The sequence below is a fragment of the Bacillus sp. FSL K6-2865 genome, from assembly GCF_040311405.1.
GTDB lineage: Bacteria > Bacillota > Bacilli > Bacillales > Bacillaceae > Bacillus > Bacillus velezensis.
Genome location: NZ_CP152036.1, coordinates 683,095 through 702,704, shown reverse-complemented (window position 1 = coordinate 702,704; position 19,610 = coordinate 683,095). Strand labels below are relative to the sequence as shown.

Below are 19,610 nucleotides of genomic sequence, written 5' to 3'. Positions count from 1 at the left end.
AGGCAGTAAATTTTTCTAAATTTTTCAGGATTAAGGGGAAGCACGTCATGAACGAAAAAAAAGAGAAAATCATAAAAACAGGCATCCATTTATTTGCCAAAAAAGGGTTTTCTTCAACAACCATTCAGGAAATCGCCGGCGAATGCGGAATTTCAAAAGGAGCCTTCTATCTCCATTTCAAATCAAAAGAAGACCTTTTGCTGTCAGCATGTGAGTATTACATCGGCATGTCTATGGAAGAAATAAAGAAAATCAAAACAGAACATCAACATAAACCGCCTAAGGACGTATTCCGAAAACAAATCGCATATCAATTCCAGGAATTTATGGAACACAAGGACTTTATCATCCTCTTGCTGAGCGAAAAGGTCATTCCTGAAAATCAAAAGGTCAAACAGTATTTTCATGAGGCCAATATTCAATTTAACATGCTGTATCGGGATGCGTTGCTCTCCGTTTACGGAGATGCCGTCACACCGTTTTTAGCGGATGCGTCCGTTATGGCGCAAGGAATTGTGAGCTCCTATATTCATTTCTTGATTTTTAATGAACATACGGCATTCCGGACGGAAAACGTGGCGGCCTTTCTGATTGCCAGAATCGATGATCTGATTACGGGGCTGATAAGAGACAATCCCGATCCGCTGCTGCCTGAGGATATCTTCACTCAGCCCGCGGCGGACAGAGAAAGACTGCTTGCGGATATTCAAAAGATAAAAGCACAGCAGGAGCTGCCTGAGGACGTCCTCGTATCGCTTGAAGTCATTGAAGAGGAATGCGCAAAGGAAGAGCCGCGAAAACCGATTATTAAAGGAATGCTGTCCAACTTGGCAGGCAGCGGAAATGAGCAGATTGAAATGCTGCGGGCTTCCATTGAAACCTATTTCAGCTTATAAAAAAAAGAGACCGGCGCTTACCGGTCTCCATGTCAGCAGCGCCCTTACAGGCGGCTGCTTTTTTTTATCGTTTTTTGATTTCTTCAAGTAAGATCTTGTTGACCATCGGCGGGTTGGCCTGTCCTTTTGAGGCTTTCATAATCTGCCCGACAAGGAAGCCGATCGCGCGGTCTTTTCCGTTTTTGAAGTCTTCAATTGACTGCGGGTTGCTGTCAAGCGCATCTGTTACCAGCTTCAGAAGCACGCTTTCGTCAGAAATCTGCACAAGGCCTTTTTCTTTGACGATTTTTTCTGCGTCGCCGCCTTTTTCAATTAATTCTTTAAAGACTTTCTTCGCGATTTTGGACGAGATGGTTCCTTTTTCAATCAGCTTAATCATGCCGGCAAGGCCTTCAGGAGTCAGTGCGACATCCTCAAGCTCTTTTTGTTCGGCGTTCAGGTAAGCTGAGACTTCACCCATCAGCCAGTTTGATGCCTGCTTGGCTTCTGCGCCTTTATTGACCGTTTCTTCGAAGAAGTCAGCCATTTCTTTCGTCAGCGTCAGAACCATTGCGTCATAAGCCGGCAGGCCGAGCTCTTCGATATAACGCTTGCGGCGCTCATCCGGAAGCTCAGGAATGGTTGCTCTTACGCGTTCTTTCCATTCGTCATCAATGTAGAGCTCGACAAGGTCAGGCTCAGGGAAATAACGATAGTCGTCCGAACCTTCTTTGACACGCATCAAAATGGTTTTTTTCGTCGCTTCATCGTAGCGGCGCGTCTCCTGCTGAATGACTCCGCCTGACAGAAGCACCTGCTCTTGGCGTTTTTCTTCATGCTCAAGGCCTTTTTGCACGAATGCGAAAGAGTTGAGGTTTTTCAGCTCCGTTTTTGTGCCGAATTTCTCCTGGCCGATCGGACGGAGGGAAATGTTGGCGTCACAGCGCAGTGAACCTTCTTCCATTTTACAGTCGGAAACACCTGTGTATTGGATAATTGATTTCAGCTTTTCGAGATATGCGTAAGCTTCCTCCGGTGTGCGGATATCCGGCTCAGATACAATCTCGACAAGCGGCGTGCCCTGGCGGTTGAAGTCAACGAGGGAATAGCCGTCGCCCGTATGCGTCAGTTTTCCCGCATCTTCTTCAAGGTGAAGACGGGTGATGCCGATTTTTTTCGTTTTTCCGCCGACTTCGATTTCGATCCAGCCGTTTTCGCCGATTGGCTTGTCAAATTGAGAAATTTGATATGCCTTCGGGTTGTCCGGATAGAAATAGTTTTTCCGGTCAAACTTCGTATCCGTTGCGATTTCGCAGTTCAAAGCCATTGCGGCTTTCATCGCGAATTCGACCGCTTCTTTGTTCAAAACGGGCAGCACGCCGGGATAGCCGAGGTCGATGACGCTCGTTTGGGTATTCGCTTCCGCGCCGAATGGCGTCGGTGAGCTTGAGAAAATTTTAGATTTTGTTTTTAATTCCACATGGACTTCAAGTCCGATTACCGTTTCAAAGTTCACTTCATTTCACCCCTTACAGTTCAGGTTTCGCTTTATGATGATCTGTTGCCTGTTCAAAAGCATGAGCGACGCGGTATACAGTGCCTTCATCGAAGTGTTTTCCGATGATTTGCAGTCCGAGCGGCAGTCCGTCCGCAAATCCGCACGGCACGCTGATTCCCGGCACACCCGCGAGGTTGACAGGGATCGTTAAAATATCGTTGGCGTACATTGTGAGCGGATCGCTGGTTTTTTCGCCGATTTTGAATGCCGGTGTCGGCGTTGTCGGTCCGACGATGACATCGTATTTCTCAAATACGTCTTCAAAATCTTTTTTAATAAGCGTGCGCACTTTTTGCGCTTTTTTGTAATACGCGTCATAGTAGCCGGAGCTGAGCGCGAAGGTGCCGAGCATGATGCGGCGCTTCACTTCGTTGCCGAAGCCTTCAGAGCGTGTCTGTTTATAAAGGTCGATCAGGTTGTCCGCATTGTCTGAGCGGTAGCCGTAGCGGATGCCGTCAAAGCGCGCAAGGTTTGCAGACGCTTCGGAAGAAGACAGCAGATAATACGTCGCAAGCGCGTATTTGCTGTGCGGCAGAGATACTTCTTCCCATGTCGCTCCGAGGTCTTCAAGCACTTTTAAAGCGGCTAAAACCGATTCTTTCGCTTCTTTGCCGACGCCTTCTCCGAGATATTCTTTCGGTACGGCGATTTTCAAGCCTTTAATATCGCCAGTTAATGAAGAAAGAAAGTCCGGCACTTCGACATTGGCGCTCGTAGAGTCCATTTTGTCCGGGCCTGAAATCGCCTGAAGAAGGAATGCGTTATCTTCTACGGTTCTTGTGATCGGCCCGATCTGGTCCAGTGAAGACGCAAAAGCGACCAAACCGTAACGCGACACACGTCCGTATGTAGGCTTTAATCCGACGACGCCGCAGAAAGAAGCCGGCTGGCGGATGGAGCCGCCCGTATCAGATCCGAGTGAAAACGGGACTTCGCCCGCGGCAACCGCAGCTGCGGAACCGCCGCTTGATCCGCCGGGAACCGTATCGAGATTCCAAGGGTTTTTCGTCGCTTTGTACGCGGAGTTTTCAGTAGAAGAACCCATCGCGAACTCGTCCATATTCAGCTTTCCGATCGTTACGGCTTCAGCGGCTTGAAGGCGCTCCACAACCGTCGCATCGTAAATCGGATCGAAGTTTTCGAGGATTTTGCTTGAGCATGTGGTGCGAAGCCCTTTGGTCACGATGTTGTCTTTGACGCCGATCGGCATTCCGAAGAGAAGACCGTGTTCAGACCGTCCGTCAACCGCTTCGTCAAGTTCTTTCGCGTAAGCGCGGGCTCTTTCTTCATCAAGCTGTAAAAACGCCTGCACCTTATCATCCACGGATGCGATCCGTTTGTAAGATTCATCAACAAGATCGGAAATCTTGATTTCTTTTTTATGTATCATTTGTTTCAGTTCTGTGATTTTGTGATCAAATAATGACATACTGTCTCCCTCCTTTAATCCAGAATAGATGGCACACGGACATAGCCGTCTTTATGATCGGGAGCATTTTTCATGACATCCTCGACCGGAAGGCCTTTACCCGCTTCATCTTCTCTCATTACGTTTTTCATTTTCAGCACGTGTGTTGTCGGTTCCACGTTATCCGTGTCCACTTCATTAAGCTCCTCGGCAAACGAGATGATACTGTCAAGCTGTTCTGTAAACATTTCAGCTTCTTCATCCGTAATGGCGAGTCTCGCCAAATGAGCGACATGCTTTACTTCTTCTATAGAAATTCGTGACATAAGATCCACCTCCGCATAATTCTCCGTTTCGTCATATAATACTGATCATATCAAAAACGAGCCCTCTAAAGCAACAAAACGCCGCCTTCTGAGGCATGATGAAACCCTCTCTATTTTATCCTAAATCGGGGAGAAAGAGAAACGAATTATATGTCAGAAAATTTTTACTTTTATAATTTATTGGTAGCGTTTTCATCTCTAAGCTGTTCTATGTTGGCGGGGATTTTTTCCTTGAGCGGGCCAGGTTTCGAGAGTTGATTGATCGGGGATACTTTGTTAGGTTTAGTAACCATAGCCAGCACTAAATCATGCGATCCGCATGGAATGATGACTAAAGGCTGGATCGCCGGCACATATTCCGGCACTACTAATCTGCAGAGGTGATGCAACATTTACATGAAAGAAGAGAGGGTCCAAAAACGTGAGTATTGAATTAATTATATCTCTTGGCATTTACTTTGCTGCCATGCTGTTAATCGGCTGGTACGCATTCAGGAAGACAACGAATATTAATGATTACATGCTGGGCGGAAGAGGACTCGGCCCGTTCGTAACGGCGCTGTCCGCAGGTGCGGCCGATATGAGCGCATGGATGCTGATGGGAGTTCCCGGCGCAATGTTCGCAACGGGGTTATCGACCTTATGGCTGGCGCTCGGTTTGACGATCGGCGCGTATTCAAATTATCTGCTGCTTGCTCCGAGGCTGCGCGCTTACACGGAAGTTGCGGATGATGCGATTACGATTCCCGATTTTTTCGATAAACGGTTCCGCCACTCGTCATCATTGCTGAAAATTGTTTCCGCCGTGATTATTATGATCTTTTTCACACTGTACACATCGTCCGGGATGGTATCCGGAGGCAGGTTATTTGAATCGGCATTCGGCGCCGACTACAAATTCGGTTTGTTTTTAACGGCCGGTGTTGTTGTGCTTTACACGCTGTTTGGCGGTTTTCTCGCTGTCAGTCTGACTGACTTTGTACAGGGAGCGATCATGTTTGCGGCATTAGTGCTTGTGCCGATCGTTGCTTTTACCCAGCTCGGGAGCGTTTCAACGACGATTGATTCGATCAACGCCGTTAACCCGAAACTATTGGATATCTTTAAAGGCGCGAGCGTCATTAGCATTATTTCTTATTTGGCATGGGGACTCGGCTATTACGGCCAGCCTCATATCATCGTACGATTTATGGCGATTAAAGAAGTGAAAGATTTAAAACCCGCCCGCAGAATCGGGATGAGCTGGATGTTTATTTCAGTTGTCGGCTCATTGCTGACCGGGATTATCGGCGTTGCGTATTCTCATCACTTCGGAGTCTCCGTAAAAGATCCGGAAACGATTTTCATTATTTTTTCTAAAATCTTGTTCCATCCGCTGATTACGGGCTTCTTGCTGTCCGCGATTTTAGCGGCGATCATGAGTTCCATTTCCTCACAGCTTCTCGTAACGGCAAGCGCCATTACGGAAGATTTATACCGCGCCTTTTTCAGACGGGAAGCGAGCGATAAAGAATTGGTCATGACCGGACGCCTGTCGGTATTGATCGTGGCCGTTATCGCCATTTTGCTTTCCATGAATCCGAACAGCACCATTCTTGATCTGGTCGGATATGCGTGGGCAGGCTTCGGTTCGGCTATCGGCCCGGCGCTCTTGCTCAGTCTGTACTGGAAACGGATGAATGAATGGGGAGCGCTTGCGGCGATGATTACCGGGGCCGCGGCCGTTTTAATCTGGATCACGACAGGGCTTGCCGCTTCAACCGGCGTATACGAAATCATTCCGGGGTTCTTCCTCAGTCTGATTGCCGGTATTGCCGTCAGCCTGCTGACCAAAAAACCGGCCGATGCTTCTTATCAGCTGTTCAGCCGGATGGAAGCTCTTTTGAAAAACAAGAAATAGACAAAAAGCCGTCAGATTTTATCCCTGACGGCTTTTTTCTTCCGCACTTGTCCTGCTATAAATACTGTGAGAAAATCATATCAATTTATTATAAGAAAAATTGCGGAGGTGCTGTGCAAATTGAGCTGGCCTATCGAACCAGACATTTTATTAAAGCTGGGCATTGCCACGCTGATCGGCATGATCATCGGTCTTGAACGCGAGCTGAAAAACAAACCGCTCGGACTGAAAACCTGTATCGTCATCGCCGTCAGCTCCTGTATGCTGACGATCGTCAGCATTAATGCGGCATATCATTTCCCAAAATATTACCGTATCATGATGGATCCGCTCCGCCTTCCCGCCCAAATCATTTCCGGCGTCGGTTTTATCGGCGCGGGCGTGATCCTGCGTAAAAGCAATGACGTCATATCCGGCCTGACGACATCGGCTATCATCTGGGGCGCAGCCGGGCTCGGTCTGGCTACAGGCGCCGGCTTTTATAAAGAGGCGTTCGCAAGCCTCTTGTTTATCCTGATCAGTGTCGAATTTCTTCCGTGGCTGATCAGAAAAATCGGTCCCAACCGCTTGAAGGAAAAAGATATCCGCGTGAGAATGTCTCTTTCCGATAAAGACAAAATGACCGAGATTTTAAAGGAAATGAAAAGCAAACAGCTCCGCATTCACTCCGTCCGGATTGATGATCTGCGCGAAAAAGAATTTCCGATTATGGAAGTGAAAGTCAGTGTTCATAAAAACCGCTACACCACTGACGTCTATTATGATATTAAAGAAATTCAGGGTGTCGTCGGAGTGAAGTGTGATACGCTATAAAAAAAAACGCCGGGCTGGATTCAGCCGGCGTTTTTCTATTTATATGAATGCAGAAAAGTTATACTCCGTAATCGGGGTTTCATTTTCGATATCACGCCTGAAGGTTTTCAGCATCTCAAGTTCCTCGTCCCCGAGTGAATTGAGGTCAAACGCCTGATGCAATAATCCGTAGATCAGCATATGGCGCAGCCGGAGAAAATCCGGGATGTGTTCAAGCCAGGCGGGGTCAAGGTCATTTTCTTCCCTGTAGCCTTTCATAAAGTGAGTCATGAATTCACCCGTAAACGCGGCCTTGTCTTCATACGGGATGACCGGATACCACAACATGTTGTACAGCAGAATACTGATATCATTCACAAACCAATTGTAGCCGATATCATCAAAATCAAATGCAGTGATTTTTCCGTTGTCCCAATTGAAATTGCCGTGGTGCAGATCGGCGTGCACAAGGCCGTAGTTTTCAGGGTTCTTCGGCAAACGGCGCAGTTTTTCCATTAGAGCATCCGCCCGCTCAAATACGAGATGCTGATCTGCGGGTACGTATTTTCTCAGCTTCAGCTGCTCCTCTTCATCCCATTCCTGCCTTTTATATGTCGGATCGCTCAGACGGTAGCTTTTCGTCAGCCGGTGCATGTTCCCCGTGTACTTTCCAAGCTCGTAAAACAGGGTTCCGTTCCAGTCTGGTTCCTCCACTTTGCGTCCGGGCGCTTTTTCATAGACTCTTACTAAAAACGCTCCGCCTTTTCCATCCGGGACTTCTTCGACATCTTTGCCACTTAATGAAGGAATCGGCTTTGCTGCTGAAAGCCCTCCCCTTGCCAGATGATGAAGCCATTCCATTTCTCCGAGAATATATTCCGGTGTTCTTCTGATCGTATGCGTAATTTTTAAGATATACGGTTCGTTATCTTTCACAATTTCATATACGTAGTTCTCTGCGTCCGCAATAAATTGAAACTTGGTAAATCCATATATTTCACCGGCCTCAGCCAGCACCTTATCTTCCTCAAAAATCGCTTTAATATCTTTATGCATGCTGATTCACCCTTTTCATAACGTTTGTAGGCGGTGTGTGTACTCAGCAAATGTCATTCATCAACATTCCTGCCCTTCTTTTTTCACAGCAGATTAGTAACATCCGCTTAGAAATGAAATGTGTTTTCCTGTTAATTCCTGATTATACAAATATCTTAACATACCTCATTCCTCGCTCCAACGATATTCACAATAAAAAAACCCTTGCTCATACAGAAATGAACAAGGGCATCTTGGTTAATCGTAAATATGGACGGTCGGTTCTTTGTCACCCGCATTGCGGACGATCAGCGCTTCCTGCCCGTCAGACGAGGTAATGTTAATTTCGACATCAACTGAGCCTTTTGAATAATAATCCATCAGCTCACCTGTTAAGTATTGGGTGAAGGCGATGACTTCGCTTTTCCCGTAAAATTGCATCGGGATTTCAATCTTCATTTTTCTCATTTCATCGTTTTCGTACATTGCCGTTCCGACGACTCCGGTGTAATTCGGGAAGTAGCTGTCGATGGCGTTTTTGAAGCGTTTAAATACTTCGGAATCATCAGGGTATTTTTTTGCCGTGTCTGTATCCGCCGGATAGAAGACGTACTTTTCTTTGACATCATCCCAGTTTGAAATGGTGGATGAGCCGGCCTTGACTTCTGTTTTTGCAATGTAATTCCCCGGTACGATTGATGTTTTCGGCGCTTGTTTATAAAGGGCGACGGTAATCGGCACATTTTTCAGGTTATCCATTTTCCGAAGGCGGTTAACGACTTCCTGGGCGATTTCTTCACCGTGGCTGCGGATCGTTTTGTCACTGAGCTCCACTTCCTGCTGCGGATCACCTGTGTTTTCACGGTAATAGTATACAGAGTTGAGAGCGAGACCGATCATGATACCGCCAAGCTGGATGGAATTTTTATCTTTTCTTACTAAGTAATCCTGCTCAAGCATGGACGCTAAGTAAATCGGGCTGTTTTCATTTTTCTCTTTTGCCGATCCCGAGCTTGGCAGCACGGGATTTAAGCCGAGATTCTGGAAATTGGCGTCTGCCTTTTTCGCCTTTTTCAGATCACTGCCCTCTTTTTTGCGGTCAAGCCAGCTGAGTACCGTGTCCTCATCTAAATACTGGCCTTCCTGATACAAATAGTCATCCGTCGGGAACGTGTCTTGAGCGAGCCGCATCAGACCCGTCTCGAATTCATCGATGTCCAGCCTCGTGTTCAGCCGGTCCGCGGTCAGGCCGCGCGCTTTTCCGGCCTTAAACGGAAGCACCATTTTATAGTAGGAATCAGAGATATTATATTTCGGTATGATCGCTTTTTCAGAAGACTTTGCCGTTTTCTGCGTGATCTCTTCCTCTTTGTTCCCCCCGAAACTCGGCGAACAGGCCGACAGCATGAGTACTGCCGCCGTTGCCGTCGCCGCCAATGCCAACATCTTTTTCAATAGAAAACACTCCTCTTATTTCTTTAGCTCTCCCAATAGCTGTGCTTCATTCCATACTTCAATGTTTAATTCCTGCGCTTTTGTCAGCTTGCTTCCGGCTGCTTCTCCGGCAATCAGCAAGTCTGTTTTTTTGCTGACAGATCCCGTCAGCTTTCCGCCGAGCGCTTCAATCTGCGCCTTGGCTTCATTTCTGGACAGCTCTTCAAGCTTTCCGGTTAACACGATGGTTTTGCCGGCAAAATAAGAGTCGCTGTCCTCCGCTTTTACTTTTTTCGGGCCTTTGTAGAGTGTGTTCACACCGAGTTTCTCAAGTTCATTCAATAGCTCAAGCATTTCTTCTTTGCGGAAATAGGTGATAACGGCATCGGCCATCTTTTCGCCGATTTCATCCACCGCAAGCAGCTCTTCTTCCGTAGCTTGTTTCAGATTTTCCAGGCTTTCAAAATGCATGGCGAGTGTTTTGGCCGCTTTTGAGCCGATAAAACGGATGCCGAGACCGAACAGCAGGCGTTCCAGCGAATTCTCTTTCGACTTTTGGATGGAGCTGATCAGATTGTCAGTTGATTTTTCCCCCATCCGCTCAAGCCGGATGACCTGCTCTTTCGTCAGCTTATACAAATCAGCGACATTACGGACGAGATGTTCACGGAAAAGCTGTGTGATGACACGTTCTCCGAGTCCGTCAATATTCATCGCGTTGCGTGAGACAAAGTGAATCAGGCCTTCTCTGATCTGCGCCGGACATTCCGGATTGATGCAGCGCAGCGCGACTTCTCCTTCAATGCGCACTAGCTCGCTTTCGCACTCAGGGCAGCTGGTCGGCATATTGAATTCTTTTTCTTCCCCGGTCCGCTGTTCGATTAAGACATTGACGACCTCAGGGATGATGTCGCCCGCTTTTTTGACGACCACTTTATCGAGAATGCGGATATCCTTCTCTTTAATTAAATCTTCGTTATGAAGGGATGCTCTTGAGACCGTCGTTCCCGCGACTTTTACCGGTTCCAGAACGGCGGTCGGCGTAATGACGCCCGTTCTTCCGACATTCAGTTCGATATCGAGCAGTTTTGTCACGACCTCTTCCGCCGGGAATTTATAAGCAATCGCCCAGCGCGGGCTTTTTGCCGTATACCCGAGCTCTTCCTGCTGGTCGAGCGAATCGACTTTGATGACGATTCCGTCAATTTCATACGGGAGATCGGCCCGCTTCGCCTGCAGCTCTTCGATCATTTCAATGACTTCATCTATCGTGGCGCATTTTTTTCGTTCCTGGTTTGTTTTAAAACCGAGCTCATCCAGAAAATTCAGGCCCTGACTCTGTGTTTCCACACCCATCTCGTCAAGCTCCGCTATACTGTAGACGAAGATGTCAAGATTTCGTTTCGCTGCAATTTTCGGATCGAGCTGTCTGAGTGAGCCCGCAGCCGCGTTCCGGGGATTGGCGAACGGCTCCTCTTCATGTTTCAGCCTTTCTTCATTGAGCGCTTCAAATGACTGTTTCGGCATGTACGCCTCTCCGCGCACTTCTATGGAAAGATTCCGTTTCATTTTCAGCGGAATGTTGCGGATCGTTTTTAAGTTTTCCGTGATATCTTCGCCCGTCGTTCCGTCTCCTCTTGTCGCGCCTCTGACGAAATAGCCGTCTTCATAACGGAGAGAAACAGCAAGACCGTCTATTTTCAGCTCCACATTATAAGCGACGCCGTCACCGACAGCCTGACGGACCCGGCGGTCAAAATCGCGGAGATCATCATCGTTAAATGCGTTGCCGAGACTGAGCATCGGCGTGCCGTGCTGCACCTTTTGAAACGATTCAAGCACCGCTCCCCCGACCCGCTGTGTGGGCGAATCAGGCGTTCTGAGTTCCGGGTGCTCTTCCTCTATGGCAATCAGCTCCTGAATCAGTCTGTCGTACTCGGAATCCGGCACGCTCGGTTCATCTAAGGTGTAATATTCATAACTGTACTGATTGATGGTGCGGCGCAATTCTTCTGCCCGGTGTTTCGCTGTTTCTTTGTCCATCATGTTCTTCCTTTCCTCTTCAGGTTACTGCTTTTCAATCGGCGCAAAAGCGGCAAGCAGACGCTTCACGCCGACTGGGCTCGGGAATGCGATATCAAGCTCGGTGCTTTCGCCTTCTCCTTTTACGCTGACAACCGTTCCGGTGCCCCATTTTTTATGGCCCGCTTTATCGCCGACCGCCCAGCTGAGCGAGTCGCCGCCTGTTTTGTTCGCATAAGAAACGGGACGGGATACGGGCCCGCGTTTCGGCTGCACTTTTCTTCCCGGCTGCATGCGAGGTGTTTTCTTCTCATTTAGGTTCTCCAATAAATCGCCAGGTATTTCCCTGATAAAGCGGGATTCCGGATTCATATTGGTGCGGCCGAATAAGGTGCGCATTTTGGCATTCGTTAGATACAGTTCTTCTTCCGCCCTCGTAATGCCTACATATGCGAGCCTGCGTTCTTCTTCCATCTCGGCTTCTTCCATCAGGGAGCGGCTGTGCGGGAACACGCCTTCTTCCATGCCCATTAAGAACACGACAGGAAATTCAAGCCCCTTAGCGGCGTGCAGTGTCATTAAAGTGACGGCATCCTTTCCGCCTGATTCTTCTTCCTTCTGGTCGAGCTGGTCAATATCAGCAATCAGCGCCAAATCAGTCAGAAACGCGACGAGAGACTTGTCTTCGCTTTTTTGTTCGAAGTTTTTCGTCACGGAAAGAAACTCGTCGATATTTTCAAGACGGCTTTGGGCTTCGATTGATTTTTCGGCCTTCAGCATTTCTCTGTATTCCGTTTTCTCGAGAATTTCTTCCGTGAGTTCCGTAATGGACAGGTAATCCTGCATGTTCGTCAGATTTTCAATCATCGCGCCAAAGCCGTCAAGCGCGTTTGCCGCTTTCGCGCTGACGCCGATGAAATCAACCTGTTTGATCGCCTGGAACATTGACATTCCGTTCATCGCCGCATATGAAGCGATTTTTTCTAGCGAAGTTGCGCCGACGCCCCGCTTCGGCACATTGACGATCCGCGTAAAACTGATGTCGTCGTCCGGGTTTGACACAAGGCGCAGGTATGCGAGAATGTCTTTAATTTCTTTCCTGTCGTAGAACTTGGTTCCGCCGACGATATTGTAGTTCAGTCCGGATTTTAAAAGGGTTTCCTCAATGACGCGCGACTGGGCGTTTGTCCGGTATAAAATCGCGATATCGGAAAGCTTCCGCCGGCCCGAGCTGTGCAGCTCATAAATTTTGCCCGCGACGAATTGGCCTTCGCCGAATTCATTGTCGCCGCTGTAATAAGAAAGCTTGATGCCTTCGTCATTTTCCGTCCACAGGTTTTTCGGCTTGCGGTTTGAATTGTTTTTGATCACTTCGTTAGCCGCCTGCAGAATCCGCTTTGTTGAGCGGTAGTTTTGCTCGAGCAAAATCACGTTTGCGCTCGGATAATCTTTTTCAAAGGAAAGGATATTCGCGATATCCGCCCCGCGCCATCTGTAAATGGACTGGTCGGAGTCACCGACGACGCAGATATTTTCAAGGCGGGCCGCAAGCTGCTTCACAAGGAGGTATTGCGCCCTGTTCGTATCCTGATACTCGTCTACGTGAATGTACTGGAATTTGCGCTGATAAAACTCAAGCACTTCCGGCACACGCTCGAAAAGCTTAATCGTCGTCATGATTAAATCATCAAAATCGAGCGATTGGTTTTTCAGCAGTTTTTTCTGATAATCGGTATACACGTCACTCGTGACCTGATCGTAGTAGCCGCCGGCCGATTTTGCGAATTCCTCAGGTTCGATCAGCTCGTTTTTTGCGCTGCTGATGGAGCCTAAAATACTTCTCGGATCAAACTTTTTCGGATCGATATTCCGCTCTTTCAGAATCCCTTTAATAACGGAAAGCTGATCAGCCGTATCAAGAATGGAGAAATTTCGGTTGATGCCGATTCTGTCAATATCCCTGCGCAGAATCCGCACGCACATGCTGTGGAAAGTGGAAATCCAGATTTCATCCGCGCCAGGTCCGAGAATGCTCTCTACCCTCTCCTTCATTTCTCTGGCGGCTTTATTTGTAAATGTAATCGCCAGAATGTTCCATGGCGCCACGTGTTTTTCCGCCATTAAGTATGCGATTCTGTGCGTCAGCACACGTGTTTTTCCGCTTCCCGCGCCCGCCATCAGAAGCAGCGGACCGTCCGTCGTCTTGACCGCTTCCTGCTGAACGGGATTTAATCCGCTTAATAATTGATTGCTAATGTAATTCATATCCGTTCACCGCCTATCAAACATATGTTCTATCATAAATCAATTTCGTCCGCTTGGCTACTTTGTCTTTACAGCCGCCACCGTTTTAAGCGCCTGATCAAAATCTTCATATACGGCATTTCCGACAACGATGACATCGGCATGACGGCCGAACCGTTCCGCCGTTTCCGCGTCTTTAATGCCGCCTCCGTAAAACAGGACGGACTTGTCCAGCACAGCCTTCGTTTTCTCCACCGTTTCTATGTCCGCCAGCATCCCGCTGTATTCCAGATAAAAAATCGGGAGATGAAGCAAATGTTCCGCGACCCGCGCATAGGCGAGAATATCTTCTGTTTCTATATGTGTATCCGCCTCCGTCAAAGCGGCCGCCTTACAATCAGGGTTGACGATGCAGTAGCCCTCCGTCACGATTTCCTCCATTGACATGAGCTCTCCGTATTCTTTCATCGCCTGATGATGCATGCCGACAATCCAGTCCGCCTTTTTGCTGTTGAGCACACTCGGAATGAAATAAAGATCAAACCCGGGCACAATGGAATCAATCGTCGACACCTCAAGTACGCACGGCACTAAAAACCGCCGCACCTTTGACATCAGTCTCAGCACATTGTCCTCGGTGATATTGTCGCTTCCTCCGATCACAATGGCGTCAGTCCCTGATTCACAAAGCCGTTCCAGCTGTTCATCCGGTAAATCTTTATTCGGATCGAGTTTAAAAACATGCTTCCACTCGTTAACATCGTACATGCGTTTTCGTTCCTCCATTCGTTTCTTGCCATTTAAACATTATAACAAATTCGTTTGGCCCGGAAAAACGGAAAAAGACGTCATTCACCTGATTCACAAAAAAAGATTGCGCTCCGCCGGACGGGAAACGGCTATGTTTGAAAACAGACAATATGTGGAATGTCAAAGAGAAAAAAGACAAGGAGTCTGATCTCAATGGAACAAGCCATTATCGTACTGATTTGTATATTGATTTTTATTATTTTAGTTCCCGCCGCATTGTTTCTCTGGATATACATAAGAGACGAAAAGCAGGAAGAACATTCAGTGCTGCGCAATTATCCCGTAGCGGGAAAACTGCGCTATATATTTGAAAAAATCGGACCTGAGCTGCGGCAGTATTTATTCAGCAATGATAACGAAGAACAGCCGTTTTCCCGGAGAGAATATGAACAGACGGTCATGTCCGGAAAGTATAAGAGCAGAATGATGGGCTTCGGCTCAGAACGGGATTTCGATCAGCCGGGCTATTATATCCGTAACGCCCTCTTCCCGAAACAAAGGGAGGAGCTGCGCGCAGATCAGACGCCGAAGATCGACACGATGGTATACAAGATTGACAAAGACAACCTGCTGAAACGCAGCGAACACCGCGAAAAAGCAAAAGCGGACCCTTATTACCTGCATCCGGACGATGTGCAAGTGATCGGCCGCGACACATGCAAGAAGCCGTTTTATGTGAAAGGGTTAATCGGACAATCAGCGATGAGCTACGGCTCACTTGGCGACCGTGCAATCACCGCCCTGTCAAAAGGGCTGCACCAGGCCGGCGGCACATGGATGAATACAGGCGAAGGCGGCCTGTCTGAGTATCACTTGAAAGGCGGCGCGGATATTATCTGCCAAATCGGCCCCGGGCTGTTCGGCGTGCGCACTGAAGATGGAGAATTTTCATGGGAAGAATTTAAGAAAAAAAGCCGCCTCGAGCAGATTAAAGCCTTTGAATTAAAGCTTGCGCAAGGGGCAAAAGCAAGAGGCGGGCATATTGACGGTTCAAAGGTGACCGAAGAAATTGCCGCCATCAGAAATGTGCAGCCCGGACAATCCATTGACAGCCCAAACCGCTTCAACGAGTTCTCAAATGTTCCGGACATGCTTGATTTCATTGAGAAATTAAGGACTGTCGGTGAAAAACCGGTCGGCATCAAAATTGTCCCGGGCAGCCGCAAAGACCTTGAAGACCTTATTTCCTGTATGAGTTCATCAGGCAAACTTCCCGACTTTATTACGATTGACGGCAGTGAAGGGGGAACGGGAGCTTCTTTCCATGAGCTGGCGGATTCCGTCGGCCTGCCGATTCTGACCGGCCTTCCCCTTGTTGACGGCCTTTTGAAGACATACGGGATAAGAGATAAGCTGAAAATTTTCGCATCCGGAAAGCTGCTCACTCCGGATAAGATTGCCGTTGCCCTCGCGTTAGGCGCGGATTTTGTCAATATTGCCCGGGGAATGATGTTTTCAGTCGGCTGTATCCGCGCTCAAGTATGCCACACCAATCATTGTCCTGTCGGAGTGGCGACAACCGATCCAAAACTTCAGCGCGCGCTCAGTATCGAAGATAAACAGCACCGCGTCTGCAACTACGTGCTCTCGTTGCGTGAAGGGCTGTTTCACCTTGCCGCGGCGGCGGGCATCAGCTCGCCGATTCATTTCTCAGCTGAACACATCGTATACAGGGAGGAAGACGGAAGCCTGAGGGAACTTCCCGGCCTTTTGAATCAGCACGCATAAAAAAACCGCCTGCCGTCATCGGCAGAGCGGTTTTTTACGTAGCTGAGGAGGATTCTCCTTTGTTTACGCGGTCAAGCGCCATTTCATAGGCGTCGTTACCGTAATTTAAGCATCTCTTCACCCGGGAAATCGTCGCTGTGGAAGCACCCGTTTCGCTTTCTATTTTGTGATACGTATTTCCTTCGCGGAGCATTCTCGCCACTTCCAAACGCTGCGCCAGCGATTGGATTTCATTAATCGTACAAAGATCGTCAAAGAAACGATAGCATTCCTCCAGATCTTTCAGCGATAAAATAGATAAAAATAACTGGTCCAGTTCTTTTCCGCGTAATTTATCGATTTGCATCGTCAAACACCTTCTCCTTTACTAATGGAAGCTGCATCGAGATCAGGCACGATATTAATCCATGTCTTTCCTGGCACAAACGGAAGAATCTCACCGCCTTTTACGGGCAGAATACGGCCGTCTTTATATTCCCAGTCTGACTCCATAACATCGCCGTGCTGAAGCAGGAGGCCCTTCCCCCCTGACTGAATATCGATGGCCCGCCTTCCATCTTTGTCTGTCATGCGATGGCCGGCTTCAACAATAAAAATGTTGTGCATGGCTAAAGGCTTTCCGGTCTCCCGGTCTGTCGCTTTCACACCATCAGAGCTTCTTGTATAAGCATCAGCTTTTTTATCATAATCGTATTCGACAAGATTTGTAATGTTTTGTGTTCCATAATCTATCCGAATATTGTAGGTTTCATTTCCTGGTTTTGCATCTGATGTCTGAAATGGGAGCGGTTCTGTTTTTCCGTTCAGCTTGTATCCTTTTTGTTCCGCCGCCTTCCTGATATTGTCATACGACGTGTAGGAATTGTGGGGCGGCTTGCTGAAATCGGCTCTCCAAAACAGGCTTCCGTCAAAATCCAAACCGTTTATATAATCGTAAGCTCCGGACTCCAGCTGCTTTTTTGCGCCGGGACTCCAGCCATGATGGACAAATATGCTGTTAAACCCGCTGCTGAGCGTGACAAAATATTCCCTCGCGCTCCGCACAGGCCCGACCGTTTCCGGCATCTCACTTTGAAAAATCGCGAGAAACCGCGTAATCCGGCCCTCCGCGAGCGCTTCGATGACAACGTCCGCCTTTGACAGCCCGGATTGGGGCCTCGCCTTCGGATGATTGTTCACTGCGACTGCAATCGGACGGCGTTCTGCAAGCTTCTGCTCAGTTTTCAGCCCCGTTAAAGGAGCTTCCGCTTCTTTCGGCTGCACCTGATCGGCATTGTTCTGCCGGCAGGCGGCAAGCAGCAAAAACGCAAAACAAAGCATACAAACGGTTTTCCATCTTTTCATATGTCGGCTCCCTGCTTTTATATTTTAACGCATTATCGATGGAAAGAGTACAGTTTTTTTCATCACGTCAAATATTCCTCTCGGCGTAATGCGGATATAAGGCAGGTGTGTGCTCTGCAAAAAGAGCAGCGTATAGATCGGATCGCAGAATCGGTAGCCCCGCTCCTCCAGCAACATCCTCAGTTTTTGTTCTTTCTCAAGCACTTCTTCATACTTCTCCGCAGATGCAGAACCGTTTAAGGCGAGGGGAATCTCATGCAGAATCTTCCCGTTTTCGGCAAGCACGATTCCGCCGCCGATTTCTTTCATCCGTGAGAAAGCGAGCAGGATATCTTCTTTATTTTTTCCGGCAGCGATAATATCTCCGGTTGTCGTGTAGGAACTGACAAAGCCCTGCACCCGATCGGCAAAACCTTTCAGCATTGTATTGACCCGCCATTTTCCATGCTTATCGAGAAGCGTGAGATAGCATTCATCATGATCAAAAGAAAGCTGGTCAACAGAATTATCAATTGCAATCATATACGGCTCCATAATGACCGCGTTGCGCATGGTCACACCCATCGGCATTGAAAACTGTAAATCATCCATCGTCATATCATATGAAAGCTCAAGAGGGACAAGACCGCCCTTTTTCCAATCCGTTTCTGTAAACGCATTCATATTTCGGCCGTCTTCCCTCAGCAGGATTCCTTTGGAGATCACCGTGACCGGGTCCGGATTCATCGGGTCATCGAGAATGTTCAATGAAGCAAGCCGTCCCGGACCGACCACACCGAGAAAGTCGTCCATCTGATAATACTTCGCGATATTAAAGGAGGCCATATTATAGGCATCGATCGCCGGAACTCCTTCCTCCAAAGCGATTTTGATTAATTCATTCGTCATGCCGCCTTTATAAAAATGCGGCGTCGCTCCATCCGTCGTGTAGAAGAAATGATCATAATGCCGGAAGCCTTTTTGATGGAGATCCTGCAAAATCGTTCTCAAATCAGGGCGGATGGATGAATGTCTGAGCGAAACATAGTAGCCCAATTCAAGCCGTCTCATCACCTCGCCGCCATTCATCGCCTCGTGGTCAGAATCAGCCCCGAACAGTTTCATCTTCGTCAATGTTTTTTCAGAGGCTCCGGGAAAATGCCCTTCTATCCGCTTGCGCAGTTTCTTTGTCGCCTGCATGCAATGAAGCATCAGGTCATCGCCGTCCATGAGGCGCGGCCATCCGGTCAATTCTCCGCCTTGAATGACATCCGGGTGCTCCATCCATTGCTTGCGGACATCAAAAGAAAGAAGCTGATCCTCATTCAGCACTTCAGTCTGCAGATCATATCTGGACCACCAGAAGTATTGCACCGGCTGTTTTTTCAGTTCCTCCAATATAGTAAGCGCTTTCTTTTTACCGCTGTGCAAAAGAAAAAACAAGTTATCATTAACAAACGTCGTTGTTCCGAATTGAGACACATATTCGGCGAGCGTTTGGGGATTATATATTTGAAAAGGATGTGTATGCGGTTCAATGTAACCTGGCACAATGTATTTTCCTTCACAATTTATGGTATGAATGTGCTCTGCTGCATCAGGAAGCTCATGACCAACATATACAATTCGGTCTCCATAAATCCAGACATTCTTTTTCAGCCATTGTTTTAAAAAAGGATTTAATACGAGAGCATCCCGTAAAAGTAGCGTTGGAAGCAGCTTTGAGTCTACAACATCCGCCTGTGATCTGATGTCTTTATTTTTCCAGTTAAAGGTACGTTCGGACATTCACATACTCTCCTTCGCTTATATTAGACCCATCGTATCACATCCGCACAATTATCGCACGGCTAAAACGTTACAAATTATTGAAGATGAATAAAAAACTTTTTCTAAGGGAGCTGAAATGATGAAACCGAATATCAGTTTATTAAATGCCGTTATGCGCATCACTTGCGGCCTCACCATTTTGTCTGCTGCTTCAGCGAAATACACGAGAAAACCTTGGTGCAAGATGCATCTCTTCTGTATGATGATGGGCGCGATGAAAGCGGCGTCCGGCATCCTCCGCTTCTGTCCGGTGACATATATGTTCCAAACCGGAATGAATCAGGATGACAGCCATCAGCAAGAAAAATAACAAGCCGTTTCGGCT

General features: G+C 47.9%; 16 protein-coding genes. 5 read left to right on the top strand and 11 right to left on the bottom strand.

Translation table 11 applies throughout. The features are described 5' to 3' along the window. The first annotated feature begins 47 nt into the window (after nucleotides 1–47). Nucleotides 48–896 (top strand): TetR/AcrR family transcriptional regulator, encoded by an 849-nt coding sequence (locus tag NYE42_RS03485; RefSeq protein WP_007408916.1) that lies wholly within the window; start codon nucleotides 48–50, stop codon nucleotides 894–896. Between the two features lie 64 nt (nucleotides 897–960). Here NYE42_RS03485 and gatB read toward each other — a convergent pair whose 3' ends face one another. From gatB to gatC, 3 genes are read right to left on the bottom strand one after another with little or no spacing between them, the layout of a single operon-like run. Continuing rightward, nucleotides 961–2,391 (bottom strand): Asp-tRNA(Asn)/Glu-tRNA(Gln) amidotransferase subunit GatB, encoded by a 1,431-nt coding sequence (gatB, locus tag NYE42_RS03480; protein WP_003155730.1) that lies wholly within the window; start codon nucleotides 2,389–2,391, stop codon nucleotides 961–963. Nucleotides 2,392–2,404: 13 nt separating this feature from the next. Continuing rightward, nucleotides 2,405–3,862 (bottom strand): Asp-tRNA(Asn)/Glu-tRNA(Gln) amidotransferase subunit GatA, encoded by a 1,458-nt coding sequence (gatA, locus tag NYE42_RS03475; RefSeq protein ID WP_007408915.1) that lies wholly within the window; start codon nucleotides 3,860–3,862, stop codon nucleotides 2,405–2,407. Between the two features lie 14 nt (nucleotides 3,863–3,876). Beyond that, complete coding sequence (gene gatC, locus NYE42_RS03470; protein ID WP_003155732.1) at nucleotides 3,877–4,167, bottom strand: Asp-tRNA(Asn)/Glu-tRNA(Gln) amidotransferase subunit GatC; 291 nt, start codon at nucleotides 4,165–4,167, stop codon at nucleotides 3,877–3,879. Nucleotides 4,168–4,588: 421 nt separating this feature from the next. On the opposite strand from gatC, the gene putP reads away from it, so the two are divergent. Both putP and NYE42_RS03460 read left to right on the top strand, forming a co-directional pair. Further along, nucleotides 4,589–6,067 (top strand): sodium/proline symporter PutP, encoded by a 1,479-nt coding sequence (gene putP / locus NYE42_RS03465; RefSeq protein ID WP_003155733.1) that lies wholly within the window; start codon nucleotides 4,589–4,591, stop codon nucleotides 6,065–6,067. A gap of 120 nt (nucleotides 6,068–6,187) precedes the next feature. Further along, a complete protein-coding gene (locus NYE42_RS03460; RefSeq protein WP_059366735.1) occupies nucleotides 6,188–6,880 on the top strand; it encodes an MgtC/SapB family protein in 693 nt (230 codons plus the stop codon). Nucleotides 6,881–6,919: 39 nt separating this feature from the next. Here the strand turns inward: NYE42_RS03460 and NYE42_RS03455 are convergent, their stop codons facing one another. The 5 genes from NYE42_RS03455 to NYE42_RS03435 form a co-directional block, all read right to left on the bottom strand. Beyond that, nucleotides 6,920–7,915, bottom strand: coding sequence for a phosphotransferase enzyme family protein (locus NYE42_RS03455; protein ID WP_342497238.1), 996 nt, complete (start codon nucleotides 7,913–7,915; stop codon nucleotides 6,920–6,922). Between the two features lie 237 nt (nucleotides 7,916–8,152). Continuing rightward, entirely contained in the window at nucleotides 8,153–9,349 is a 1,197-nt protein-coding gene (locus NYE42_RS03450) for a CamS family sex pheromone protein (protein ID WP_015416980.1), read from the bottom strand. A gap of 15 nt (nucleotides 9,350–9,364) precedes the next feature. Then, nucleotides 9,365–11,371, bottom strand: coding sequence for an NAD-dependent DNA ligase LigA (gene ligA / locus NYE42_RS03445; RefSeq protein WP_144664922.1), 2,007 nt, complete (start codon nucleotides 11,369–11,371; stop codon nucleotides 9,365–9,367). Nucleotides 11,372–11,395: 24 nt separating this feature from the next. Beyond that, nucleotides 11,396–13,615: a DNA helicase PcrA gene (gene pcrA, locus NYE42_RS03440; protein WP_020955453.1), complete on the bottom strand. Its 2,220-nt coding sequence runs from the start codon at nucleotides 13,613–13,615 to the stop codon at nucleotides 11,396–11,398. Between the two features lie 57 nt (nucleotides 13,616–13,672). Further along, nucleotides 13,673–14,362: a heptaprenylglyceryl phosphate synthase gene (locus NYE42_RS03435; RefSeq protein ID WP_003155740.1), complete on the bottom strand. Its 690-nt coding sequence runs from the start codon at nucleotides 14,360–14,362 to the stop codon at nucleotides 13,673–13,675. A 195-nt stretch (nucleotides 14,363–14,557) separates the two neighbouring features. Between NYE42_RS03435 and NYE42_RS03430 the strand changes: the two genes are divergently transcribed. Continuing rightward, nucleotides 14,558–16,132 carry an FMN-binding glutamate synthase family protein gene (locus NYE42_RS03430; RefSeq protein ID WP_015239320.1) on the top strand — a complete coding sequence of 525 codons (1,575 nt, stop codon included), beginning with the start codon at nucleotides 14,558–14,560 and terminating at the stop codon, nucleotides 16,130–16,132. Between the two features lie 34 nt (nucleotides 16,133–16,166). Here the strand turns inward: NYE42_RS03430 and NYE42_RS03425 are convergent, their stop codons facing one another. From NYE42_RS03425 to NYE42_RS03415, 3 genes are read right to left on the bottom strand one after another with little or no spacing between them, the layout of a single operon-like run. Continuing rightward, nucleotides 16,167–16,478, bottom strand: a complete 312-nt coding sequence (locus tag NYE42_RS03425) for a YerC/YecD family TrpR-related protein (RefSeq protein ID WP_003155745.1) — start codon at nucleotides 16,476–16,478, stop codon at nucleotides 16,167–16,169. Nucleotides 16,479–16,480: 2 nt separating this feature from the next. Beyond that, nucleotides 16,481–17,476: a DUF3048 domain-containing protein gene (locus NYE42_RS03420; RefSeq protein ID WP_017419031.1), complete on the bottom strand. Its 996-nt coding sequence runs from the start codon at nucleotides 17,474–17,476 to the stop codon at nucleotides 16,481–16,483. Nucleotides 17,477–17,500: 24 nt separating this feature from the next. Next, a complete protein-coding gene (locus NYE42_RS03415; RefSeq protein ID WP_327943856.1) occupies nucleotides 17,501–19,243 on the bottom strand; it encodes an adenine deaminase in 1,743 nt (580 codons plus the stop codon). Between the two features lie 121 nt (nucleotides 19,244–19,364). On the opposite strand from NYE42_RS03415, the gene NYE42_RS03410 reads away from it, so the two are divergent. Continuing rightward, nucleotides 19,365–19,595, top strand: a complete 231-nt coding sequence (locus NYE42_RS03410) for a DUF2892 domain-containing protein (RefSeq protein WP_017419030.1) — start codon at nucleotides 19,365–19,367, stop codon at nucleotides 19,593–19,595. Nucleotides 19,596–19,610 lie beyond the last annotated feature (15 nt).